This window comes from Streptomyces sp. NPDC127129, from assembly GCF_042671585.1.
Taxonomy (GTDB): Bacteria; Actinomycetota; Actinomycetes; order Streptomycetales; family Streptomycetaceae; genus Streptomyces.
The window spans coordinates 1-11,043 of sequence record NZ_JBHXTV010000026.1 but is presented as its reverse complement, the minus strand read 5'-3'; the positions used below and the strand labels follow the sequence as shown (position 1 = coordinate 11,043).

General features: G+C 72.6%; 8 protein-coding genes. 2 read left to right on the top strand and 6 right to left on the bottom strand.

Translation table 11 applies throughout. From position 1 onward, the window contains the following. From ACFVGW_RS34485 to ACFVGW_RS34465, 5 genes are all read right to left on the bottom strand, one after another. Window positions 1-3,762: beta-ketoacyl synthase N-terminal-like domain-containing protein (locus ACFVGW_RS34485; RefSeq protein WP_385854766.1), on the bottom strand; the 3,762-nt coding region annotated here is incomplete at its 3' end. Continuing rightward, window positions 3,759-4,757: a thioesterase domain-containing protein gene (locus tag ACFVGW_RS34480; protein ID WP_385854765.1), complete on the bottom strand. Its 999-nt coding sequence runs from the start codon at window positions 4,755-4,757 to the stop codon at window positions 3,759-3,761. The genes ACFVGW_RS34480 and ACFVGW_RS34485, both read right to left, overlap by 4 nt. Then, entirely contained in the window at window positions 4,741-5,007 is a 267-nt protein-coding gene (locus tag ACFVGW_RS34475) for an acyl carrier protein (protein ID WP_071369419.1), read from the bottom strand. Before ACFVGW_RS34475 ends, ACFVGW_RS34480 begins: the two co-directional genes overlap by 17 nt. An 849-nt stretch (window positions 5,008-5,856) precedes the next feature. Beyond that, entirely contained in the window at window positions 5,857-6,639 is a 783-nt protein-coding gene (locus ACFVGW_RS34470; protein WP_385854764.1) for a sirohydrochlorin chelatase, read from the bottom strand. Window positions 6,640-6,886: 247 nt separating this feature from the next. Next, window positions 6,887-7,708 (bottom strand): BTAD domain-containing putative transcriptional regulator, encoded by an 822-nt coding sequence (locus ACFVGW_RS34465; RefSeq protein WP_383227779.1) that lies wholly within the window; start codon window positions 7,706-7,708, stop codon window positions 6,887-6,889. Between the two features lie 218 nt (window positions 7,709-7,926). On the opposite strand from ACFVGW_RS34465, the gene ACFVGW_RS34460 reads away from it, so the two are divergent. Both ACFVGW_RS34460 and ACFVGW_RS34455 read left to right on the top strand, forming a co-directional pair. Then, window positions 7,927-8,715 carry a BTAD domain-containing putative transcriptional regulator gene (locus tag ACFVGW_RS34460; protein WP_383227780.1) on the top strand — a complete coding sequence of 263 codons (789 nt, stop codon included), beginning with the start codon at window positions 7,927-7,929 and terminating at the stop codon, window positions 8,713-8,715. Between the two features lie 74 nt (window positions 8,716-8,789). Next, window positions 8,790-9,524 (top strand): MerR family transcriptional regulator, encoded by a 735-nt coding sequence (locus ACFVGW_RS34455; protein ID WP_385854763.1) that lies wholly within the window; start codon window positions 8,790-8,792, stop codon window positions 9,522-9,524. A gap of 39 nt (window positions 9,525-9,563) precedes the next feature. Here ACFVGW_RS34455 and ACFVGW_RS34450 read toward each other — a convergent pair whose 3' ends face one another. Continuing rightward, entirely contained in the window at window positions 9,564-10,883 is a 1,320-nt protein-coding gene (locus ACFVGW_RS34450; protein WP_383311695.1) for a class I SAM-dependent RNA methyltransferase, read from the bottom strand. Window positions 10,884-11,043: the final 160 nt, after the last annotated feature.

Here is an 11,043-nt window from a genome sequence, read left to right as displayed (position 1 = left end):
CATGTCGAGCTCCAGCATCTCCGCCGGATAACCCGTCTTCTGCGCCACCACCTCCAACAACGCCGACCGCACCGTCTCCGCATCCACACCAACAGACGCAGCGGCAGCGGGAGTTGCTGAAGCGGGAGTCTCGGCGGAAGCCGCAGCGGGCTCCTGGGCCGGGATCGGCGCGGGAGCGGCCTCCGGCGCCGGGGTGGCGACCGGCACGGGCGGGGTCCAGCCCGGGGGCAGCGCCGGGAGGACCGGGGGCTCCGGCAGGGCCGGCGCCTCGACGACGGGCCTGGGCGCGGGCACGGACGGAGCGGGGGCGGTGCGTGCGGGGGCCGCGGCGGCGGCGCCGCCCATCTCCAGCTCGGCCAGCTGCCGCAGGACGTCGTTGGCGTGCGCGTGGGTGCGCCCGATCGCGAGACCGTGCTCCTTGACGGAGCTCACACCCGGCAGGACCTGGTCCAACTGCCCCTGATCGGCGGCGCGTTCCAGGATGTGGGTGAGGCGCTCGACGCTCTGCAGCTGGCCGTTGAGGTACTCGTCGTGGAGAGAGAGATGGTCCGAGAGGAGTTCCGTGAAGCGATCACTGGGCATGTGCTCGTTCTCCTGAGCAGGGGGCAGGGCATCCGAAGGGATACGGGCGTTCCCCGCTGCGGTACCGGTGACCGGCGGCGCGGCCCGGGTCGGTTCGGGGAGGGGCTGCTCCGTCGCCCGCACAGGGGCGGCCTGCGGAAGGCTCGGCGCCGGGAGTTCCGCACGTACCACCGCCGACTCCGCCGCGCGCGCTGCCGGCACGACGGGAGGCGCGGCGGACGGGCTCGGCGCGCCGGCGGACGGGCTGGGTGCGGCGGCGGACGGGCCTTGCGCGCCGGCGGACGGGCTCGGCACAGCGGCGGACGGGCTCGGCACGGCGGCACCGGTCGCCGCGGCGGCCACGGGCACCCGGTAGCCGTTGGACAGGGCGTCCTGGTAGGCGGCCCGGCGCTCCGGGGACACGTAGTTGATGCCGTTGAGCATCAGCGACATGCCCTTGGTGACGACCGGCTCCTCCACGGCGGCGGCGTACCGGTCGGTGACGGCGACCGGGAGGCCGAGCACCGCGAGCCGTGCCACGGACTGCTTGAGGGTGAGATCGGCGTCCTTGCCAGGTCCGCCGTCGAGGGCGATCGCGGTGTGCGGCCGGTCTCCCAGGATGCGCCCGACGAGCCCCGTGAGGACGGACTGCGGACCGAACTCGACGAAGACCCGGAACCCGTCGGCGTACATCTCCTCGACGCGGGTCGCGAACTCCACCGGGTTGACGAGCTGTTCGGCGAGCACCCGGCGGTTGTCGGCGACATCCGTGCCGTAGGCGGCGCCGGGACTGTTCGCGTAGACCCGTCCGCGCGGCACACCGATGTCGACGGTCTCGACGACGGCCCGGAAGTCGTCCACGGCGTGGGCGACGAAGGGGGTGTGGAAGGCCGCGGAGACCGGGAGCCGCCGGGCGCGCACCCCGGCGAGACCGGCGGCCTCGACCAGGCGGTCGATCTCGGCTGTGGCGCCGCCGACCACGATCTGGTCGGGCGCGTTGCGGTTGCAGACCCGCAGGTCCGCGCGGTCCGCCAGGAGTGCGGCGACGCGCTCCTCGGGGGCGAAGACGGCGGCCATCGCACCGGTGTCCTCGGCGGCCTGGCCGGATGCGGGCGACATGGCCCGTCCGCGGGCGCGGGCCAGCTGGTGGAGGGTGTCCTCGTCGTACGCTCCGGCCGCGTACAGGGCGGTCAGTTCGCCGAAGCTGTGGCCGAGGAAGCCCTCGGCCTCGAAACCGAGTTCGGTGAGGTACCGGAGGTGTCCGGCGGAGAGCGCGCCGATGGCGGGCTGGGCATAGGCGGTGGCGCGCAGCGCGGCCTCCTGTTCCGCCCGGCCCTCGTCGTCGACGAGCGGCGGCGGGAACGCCACCCGGGACAGCGGGGTGTCCTCACGGAAGTGCTGGTTGGCACGGTCGAAGGAGGAGCGCAGCGGGGGCAGCGCGAGAACGGCGCTCAGCCCCGGGTCGACGTACTGGCTGCCCTGTCCGGCGAAGAGCGCGGCCACCTTGCCCGTCTCGCCGGCGGAGCGCCGGTAGTGGACCCCCTTGGGGTGGGACCAGGCGTCGCGGTCCGCGCGGGCGCGCAGTTCGCCGACGGCGAGCTCACGCAGGACGTCGGCCTCGGCCTCGTCGCGGGCCACGAACGCCACCCGGGCGTGGGCCGCGGGGACCGGCCCCCCGGTGGGCGGGGTCTTCGCCGCGAGGGCGTCCGCGAGGGCCTCGGGTCCGGCCGCGTGCCAGAGGTGGACGCGGGCCACCGGGAAGCGGACCTCCAGGTCGTCGCCGTCGCCGTGCTCCTGGAGCACGGCGTGGAAGTTGGTGCCGCCGAAGCCGAACGCGGAGAGCGCCGCCCGCCGCTGCGGGCGCTTCGGGTCACGGATCCACGGCCGGGTCCTGGTGTTGACGTAGAAGGGGCTGTCCGTGCCGAACGCGGCGTTGGGCCGGTCCACGTTGATGGTCGGCGGCAGAACCTTGTGGTGCAGCGCGAAGGCGAGCTTGATCATCGAGGCCGCGCCGGCCGCCGCCTTGGTGTGGCCGATCTGGGACTTCACGCTGCCGATGGCGGCGTATCCCCGCTCGCCCCCGTCCTTGGCGACCACCTCGGTGAGCGCGCTCAGCTCGGTCGCGTCGCCGACCGCCGTGCCGGTGCCGTGCGCCTCGAACAGCTCGATGCTGTCGGGGGCCGCGTCGGCGTCCTGGTAGGCGCGGCGCAGCGCCTCCATCTGGCCCTCCTTGCGGGGGGCGTAGATGGACTTGAAGCGTCCGTCGCTGGAGGTGCCGAGACCGCGGATGACCGCGTACACCTGGTTGCCGTCGCGCTCGGCGTCCGCGAGGCGGCGCAGCGCGAGCATGCCGATGCCCTCACCGATCAGCGTCCCGTCGGCCTCGTTGTCGAACGGGCGGATCCGCCCGGACTTGGAGAGCGCGGGCGTCTTGCTGAAGCAGAGGTACATGAAGATCGTGTTCTCGGCGTCGCAGCCGCCGGTCAGCATCGTGTCGGCGCGCCCCTCCAGGAGCTCGCTGACGGCCGTGCGGACGGCGCCGAGCGAGCTGGCGCAGGCGGCGTCGATCGTCATGTTGATGCCGCCGAGGTCGAACCGGTTGGCGATCCGGCCGGCGACGACGTTGCCGAGCATGCCGGGGAAGGAGTTCTCCTCCCACGGGGCGTACGCCATACGGAACTTGGCGGCGATCTCCTCGGCGTCGCGCTCGGAGAGCCCGCAGCTCCTGACCACCTCCTTGAGCACGGGGCTCTGGAGGCGGGCGGTGAGGGGCTGGGTCAGCTGGTTCGCGCCGGTGATGCCGAGGACCACGCCGGTGCGCTTCGGGTCGTACCACCCCTGGTCGGATCCGGCGTCCTTGAGGAGGTCGCGGGTGACCGTGAGGCTCAACAGCTGGAGCACGTCGGTCACTTCGAGCGTGTTCGGCGGGAGGCCGAACTCGAGGGGGTTGAAGGGCACGTCCGGGATGAAGCCGCCGCGCCTGGCGTAGGTCTTGTCGGGCACCGAGGGGTCGGGGTCGTAGAACTCGTCGACGTCCCAGTGCCCGGCGGGCACGTCGGTGGTGCAGTCGGCCGCGGCCACGACGTTGGCCCAGAACTCCCGTACGTTCTGCGACTTCGGGAAGAGCCCGGACAGGCCGACGATGGCGATGGGGTCCCTGGCCAGTCTGCGGTCGAGCATCCGTTCCTGGAATTCGTTCACTGGGTGTCCCTCCGGGTCGTGACGAGCTGTGGAGGCCGGGCGGCCGGGATCAGACCGGCGATGGCCCGCGAGGCGTCCGGGCGGATCAGCATGGTGTAGTGGTCGCCGGGCACGGAGTGCGCCTCCACCGTGCGATCGGCCAGTTCGGCCCAACCGAGGGTCGGGTCGGAGGGGATCAGGCTGTGCTGCGCCTTGATCTGGGTGAGGGGCACGGTGGCGGGCTGCGGACGGTACGTGGAGGTCAGCCTGTTGTTGCGCAGGAGCCCCGCCATGTAGGCGTCGAAGAGCTTCCGGATGCTCTGGACCGGCGTCCCCTCGGGCAGCGCGCCGCACGTCACGGCGGACCGGAGCAGCCGCTCCAGTCCGGCGACGACGTGGTCGGCGCCGACGGCCGAGGTCGGGACCGCGGCGGACGCGGAGTCCGGGGAGACGGGCGGGGCCTGGAAGGGAACCTCCGTGCCGCGCTTGGCGCCGAGGAACATCGCGAACCAGCGCAGGACGATCACGGGGTCGACGTAGTCGTCCTCCGCGTACGTGTACGTCTCCGTCGGCGCGATGCTGTCGAGCAGCACGATGCCGTCCGGCCTCTCCTCGGTCTTCAGACGCTCCGTCATCCCGTGCGCCAGGACCCCGCCGAAGGACCAGCCGACCAAGGTGACGGGCCCGGCCGGGCCGCCGCCCGCCCCGCCGCCCGCCCCGCCGGACCCGGCGTCGGCGAGGTCCGCGCGGTAGGCGTCGATCAGGATGTCGATCAGGCGGTCGGCGGTCAGGTCGGACGCGCCGGGATCCATCGCCGCCTGCAGATAGGCGGGGACCGCGCCGACGTCGAGCACGACGAACCCCGTGTCCTGCGGCAGTGCTCCGGCCAGGTTGGCCCAGGTCACGACCGGCAGGGCGCCGGGGTGGACGGCGTAGACGGTACGGCCACCGGGCGGGGTCGCCCGGTGACGTACCAGCACCTGTGCGGCGGCCGCTCTGCTAGGCCGCGGCGCCACGCTGAGCACTCTCCTCGGCGATGTGTGCCGACAGGGCCTCGATGGTCGGGTGGTACCAGAGTGCCGTCGTGCCCAGCTCGAACCCGAGCCAGTTCTCCATCTCGCCGGCGATGACGAGCGCCTCGGTGCTGTCGAGGTCGAGCTCGTCGAAATACTGCCCGGGAGAAATGCTCGACGGGTCTTCACCCAACCGGTCCGCGATCTTCTGCACAAGCCATTCCTGAACCTCGCCGGCCGTGACCTTGACCATTACCTGTTCCTTTCTAGAACCTGCACGCACCTGCCACCCCGGACGCCACTGAATTGGGCTTCCGGGGTGCACAGGTCTACGTGAGAGAACAATGAGCGGTCAGGCCTCCGCTCGCAGTTCGAAAGCCTAGGGAGAGCGTCACCGATTGTGCAACACACCCTTTGGTAAACGCCTTCCCATTTCCGAAGCGCCGACCATGGCCGACCCGGAGACGACAGCAGCCCGCGACAGCCGGGCCGACCAGGAACGACACGGGGAATCCGCCCCGCGCACCCACAAGCCGCACCCTGCCGTGCGCAGACGAACCGGTGGAAACGGCCCCCGCGACCCCATCGAGCCTGGTCCGAAGCTCTTTCCGGATGTCAGCGGCGTGTCAGAGGCGGCTCAGCGCGCCGTCCGGGCGGTTTCGTACGACGGGAAAGGGCGCAGGGAATTCCATGCAGAATTAACCTCGGCCTCACATGCCCAGAATCGCCCGCCAGACAGTCCCTGCACCATGGGTGCGGCCATGTCCCGGTAATTCGGTCGCGCCCTGCCACATGCGAGGGCGACTACAGTGACAGCCGAGGGTCCGATAAGTAAATAATCCCCGGCCACGGCTTCTCTCCGCGCACGGGAACAGACCCGAAAGAATTCAGCCCGATAACCAAGGCCGCCGGGTGTGGGCGGCTCACTCCGGGAAACTGCGACACCGCCCCTTACACCTTGCCGACGAGCGGCTGAATTCTTCGGGCCGAGAACGCGTGCCGGGCTACCGGCGAGGACACTGCCTCGCGGTCCGGGCGAGGCGTGACGTCTCGCCCGGACCGGGAGGCGTACGCCTCTCGCCCGGACCGGGAGGCGTACACCTCACCCGGCGACCGCCCCCGCCCCTCGCTCGACGACGAGCCGTACGAGCTCCGGGGCGGCGCCCAGCGGGGCGGCCAGGACGTCCGCCCCGGCCTCCGCCGCCTCGGCGGCGATCCGGTCGGGAAGGAGGCCGGGGGCCAGGACGTAGGGGGCGACGGCCACCCGCCGCACCCCTCGGGCGCGCAGCTCCCGTACGGCGTCGCCGGGGCGACGGCCCGGACCGGTGACGTACGCGGGAAGGACGTCGCGCCGGCCGGCCCGCCGCAGCGCTCGTGCGACGGCGGCGACGGACGCGCGAGCGCCGGCGTCGCGCGAACCGGTCGCGGCGACGACGACGCCGGACGAGTCCCGGCCGGAGGGGCCCGACCCGGCTTCCAGGAGCCGCCGTTCGAGGGCGGTGACGAGCAGGGGCGATCCGCCGAGGACGTCGGTGGTGTGCACGGGCACACCCCAGTCCCCGGCCAGGGCCGCGGGGAGGTCGGTCGTGGCGTGGTAGGCGCGGGAGAGCAGGAGGGGGACGACGACGACCCGGTCGGCGCCTGCGGCGACGGCGGCGCCCAGGGCGTCGGCGACGCCCGGCCGGTCGAACTCCAGGAAGGCGATCCGGGTCCGCAGGCCGGCGAGGGACCGGACACCGTCGGCGAGGCTTCGCAGGGTCGCCGAGTGCCGGGGGTCGCGACTGCCGTGGGCCACGAGGACCAGAGCCGTCCCGTCCGGCCCCGCTGCGCGTACGACGGGCCGGGCGTACGGTCCGTGCGGGGCGAGCGTGCGACCGACGGGCATCCGCCACCTCCTGGGTCCCTCGTACGACGGGAGGTTCCGCCGCGCTCGGCACGCTAGGCGAGGCCGGTCACACGCCACTGACGGTGCGCTGACCGGCGGGCGGCGGGGCCCGGACGGGTGCGGTACGGCGGGCGAACGGCGGGCGAACGGCGCGGGAACGGCGAGACGGACCGGTGGGCATCACCGGTCCGTCTCCGGGTGCCGACTGCACGCGTCCGCAAAGAAGGGCGGAGTCGGAGTCGGAGGTTCAGGCGCTGCGCAGTTGGCCGAAGGGCGACTCTCCCCGCACGACGGCGCCCCCGTTTCCGGCCACGTCGAGGGTGAGGGTGGAGTCCCGGCGGAGCATGCGCTGATGCGCGTCGCGGACGGCCTCGGACGGTTCGAGGCCGAGCTCGGTCACGAGGCGGGTGTGCAGCCTCCTGTACGTCTCCAGGGCCTGCCAGATCCGTCCGACCTGATACTGGGTGACCATCAGCTGAAGATGGAACCGCTCGTGCATCGGGTAGCGGGCCGTCAGTTCCGTGAGCCTGCTGAGGACTTCGGCGGTGTGCCCGGAGGCCAGGTCGACGGCGACGCAGGTCTCCAGGACGCTGAGGCACGACTCCTCGAGCCGCAGCGTCTCGACCTTGAGCGGTGGGCCCTGGGCCACGTCCGAGAGGGCGTTGCCCCGCCAGAGCGAGATGGCCTGGTTGAGGAGCTCGGAGGCGCGCGGGTGGTCACCGCGGCGTGCCGCCGCCAGACCGGCCGCGGCCAGGCTCTCGTGCTCCAGCGCGTCCACGTACCCGGGACGGATGTTGAGGACGTATCCGCCGTGCGTGGTCGCGAGGATCTCCTTGACCCGGCACTCCGTCCCGCTCTTGACGCCGGCGGCGGTGATCGCGCGGCGCAACTGCATCATGTACGTCTGCAACGTCGCCTGGGCGCTGCGCGGTGGGTTGTCGCCCCACAGTTCGTCGATCAGCTCCCACATCGGCACCGTGTGCCCCGCCCGCAGCGCCAGCAGGGCCAGCACCTGCCGGTGCTTGGCGGCGCTCGGTGTCCACGTCGTACCCCCCAGATCAGCGGTCAACGTGCCCAACAACTTGATCTCCACTGAGCCAACTCCCCCCCGACCAGTAAGCACTTCGATCCTGGCACGGACGATCAAACTCCAGTAGTGATCCGGTCACCAATAGGTCGTGAACGGCAATGTGATCGCTTTGGCTGGATCTCGACTCCAGCGAAAGCCCAGAGGGGCATCAGACGCGTCTCAAGTACCGGCAACCGGGGCCGTGTGAGGCTTCCCCCATGAGATTCACCATCCTCGGACCGGTCGGAATCGTCACGAACAACGAGTTGACCCCTGTCGCCGGTCACCGGCAGCGCATCCTCCTCGCCTCCCTGCTCCTCGCGGACGGACGGCTCCTCACCAACGAGCAGCTCTACAACGAGCTTTGGGGCGACGACCCGCCCCACACCGCCCACAACGCCCTCCAGGCCCAGGTGTCCCGCCTCCGCCGCACGCTCGGCCGGCTGTCCGACTCCTCCGACGACACCCCGCCCGTGGTCACCCACTCGGCCGGCTACGTCCTGAAGGTCGACCCGAGCGCCGTCGACATGCACACCTTCCGATGTCGCACCGCGGAGGCCCGGCGCGTCGCCGCCACCGACCCGGGCCGCGCCGTCGACCTCCTGGACTCCGCCCTCACCCTCTGGCGCGGCAAGCCCCTCCAGGACGTGGGCAACAGCCCGCTCTGCCACAGCATGGCCGTCCAGCTGGAGGAGGAGTACCTCACCGCCCAGGAGACCCGCCTGGAACTCAAGCTCCACTGCGGCCGCACGGAGGAGGCGATCGGCGAACTGCGCGCGATCAGCGTGGTCCACCCGTGGCGCGAGAAGATCACCGAGATGCTGATGCTCTCCCTGTACCACGTCGGCCGCCGCGCCGAGGCGCTGGAGACGTACCACAGCGCCCGCCGCCAGCTCACCGACCACCTGGGCATCGAACCCTCCCGGCGCCTGAAGGACACGCTCCGCGTGATCCTCCACGAGGAGCCCACCCCCGCCCCCCGCACGAGGCCGGTCCTGGTCCGCTGACCCGCGGGGCCCGGGCACCGGCTCGGGCCCTGGGCTTGACCTTCGAGCCGGGTCGAAGGTCTACCGTCGGACGTATGGCGACCTACCGCATCTCGCAGCTCGCCGAACGCTCCGGTGTCCCGGCGACCACGCTGCGTTTCTACGAGACCGCCGGGCTGCTGCCGGCGGAGCGGACCGCGTCCGGGTACCGGGTGTACGACGACGCCGCCGTGGACCGGCTGGCCTTCATCACCTCGGCGAAACACCTCGGCCTGGCCCTCGACGAGATCCGTGAGCTCCTCGACGTACGCGAGGAGGGTGTGTGCGCATCCGTACGGGCACGGCTGCTGCCCCTGGTCACGAGCCGGATCCGGGACACGGACGGCCGGGTCGCGGACCTGCGCGCCTTCTCGGACCGGCTGACCGGCGTCCGAACGGCCCTGTCCGGCCCCGCCCCGCCGGGTGCATGCGACCCGGACTGCGGCTGCACACCGGCCGGACAGCCGGAGTCCCCGCGACACGAGGCACGCCGGCACACCCCCGTCGCGTGCACCCTGGACGGCCCCGCCCTGACCGAACGCACCACCCAGTGGCGGGCCCTCGCCACGGAGGCCGACCACCGCGAGCGGACCGACGAGGGAGTACGCCTCTCCTTCCCACCCCGCGAAGGCCTCGCCGCCCGGATCGCCGACCTGGCCGCGGCCGAACAGAACTGCTGCCCCTTCCTCGACTTCACCCTCCACCTGACCCCGCCCTCGCTCCACCTCACGGTCCGCGCACCGGAGGGCGCTGCCGGAATGCTGAGCGAGCTGTTCGGAGGACGCCCCTGACCCGACCACCGCGGAGGCCCCGAAACCGCCTGCGGCTGGCTACTTCGCAGGCTCCAGGATCGCCACGCACTCCACATGGTGCGTCATAGGGAAGAGGTCGAAGACGCGCAGCGTCCGTACGCGGTAGCCGTTGTCCTTGAAGTAGGCGAGGTCGCGGGCCAGGGCCGCCGGGTCGCAGGCGACGTAGGCGATGCGGCGGGCGCCGAGGCCCGCGAGGTGGGTGACCGTCTGCTTGCCCGCGCCCGCGCGGGGCGGGTCGAGGACGATCAGGTCGACCTCGGAGATGCGGGTGCGCGGGAGGACCGTCTCGACCTTGCCCTGCTCGATGCGGACGCGGTCGTACGCCTCCAGGTTGTGGCGGGCGTCCTCCACCGCGCGCTTGCCGGACTCGATGCCCAGGACCGCGCCCTGGTCGCCGACGCGGTCGGCGATCGCGCCCGCGAAGAGGCCGACGCCGCAGTAGAGGTCGAGGGCCGTGTCGCCCTTGCGGGGCATCAGGCCCTGCATCACGGCGAGGACCAGGGTCTGGGCGGCCTTCGGGTGGACCTGCCAGAAGCCGCCGTTGCCGACGCGGTACGTGCGGTCGTCGGCGCGCTCGCGGACGAAGGGGCGGCCGTGGACGCGGTGGACTCCGCCGTCCTTCTCGTCGACGCGGAGGACCGAGACCGGCTTGTCCAGTTCGACGAGGGGGAGGCGGGCGCCGGGGCGCGGAGTGAGGATCACCTGGCGGTCGCCGGAGCCGGAGGCCGCGATCGCCTCGACGGAGGCCATGCCCTCCCAGGTGCGCTTCTCGATGCCGAGCTCGGAGACCCCGGGCGCCGCGATCATGCAGTGGTCGATCACCTCGACCTCGTGCGAGCGGTGCTTGCGCAGACCCGCGTGGCCCTCGGTGTCCACGGCGTACTGGACCCGCGTGCGCCACTGCGGGACCTCGCCCGCCGGGAGCTTGTCGCCCTCGGCCGGCATGACGGTGCCGTCCCAGCCGGCCTCCTCGGGCGTGAGCCCGGCGAGGCGCTGGAGCTGCTCGGCGACTACCTCGCCCTTGAGACGGCGCTGGGCGCCCGGCTTGGCGTGCTGCCAGTCGCAGCCGCCGCACTTGCCCGGGCCCGCGAACGGGCAGGGCGCCTCCACCCGGTCCTTGGACGCCTCCAGGACGGTGACCGCGTCCGCGCGCAGGTAGCGGGACGTCTCCTCGCCCTCCGTGACCCGCGCGACGACCCGCTCGCCCGGCAGCGCGTGGCGGACGAAGAGGACCCGGCCGCCCTCGGTGCGGGCGATGCAGTGGCCTCCGTGGGCCACCGGGCCGACCTCGACCTCGTACTCTTCCCCGACCAACGAAGCAACGGGCGCGTTCTGCATGACGGGGTGACTCCAGAGAATGAGAGAGGTGGGGGGGCGCGCGCGGCCCCCCCCCCCCCCCCCCCCCCCCCCCCCGGCGGTGGAGGCTGGGGGGGTCGAACGGGGCGCGGCGCACCGCCCCCCCGCCGGGGCACTGCGGGGCCGGGAGGGGCCCCCGCAC

Bases quoted from the DNA above. Each gene is read 5' to 3' on its own strand.
- ACFVGW_RS34475 (WP_071369419.1), bottom strand. From the start codon at position 5,007: ATGGTCAAGGTCACGGCCGGCGAGGTTCAGGAATGGCTTGTGCAGAAG.
- ACFVGW_RS34470 (WP_385854764.1), bottom strand. From the start codon at position 6,639: ATGCCCGTCGGTCGCACGCTCGCCCCGCACGGACCGTACGCCCGGCCC.
- ACFVGW_RS34460 (WP_383227780.1), top strand. From the start codon at position 7,927: ATGAGATTCACCATCCTCGGACCGGTCGGAATCGTCACGAACAACGAG.
- ACFVGW_RS34455 (WP_385854763.1), top strand. From the start codon at position 8,790: ATGGCGACCTACCGCATCTCGCAGCTCGCCGAACGCTCCGGTGTCCCG.
- ACFVGW_RS34450 (WP_383311695.1), bottom strand. From the start codon at position 10,883: ATGCAGAACGCGCCCGTTGCTTCGTTGGTCGGGGAAGAGTACGAGGTC.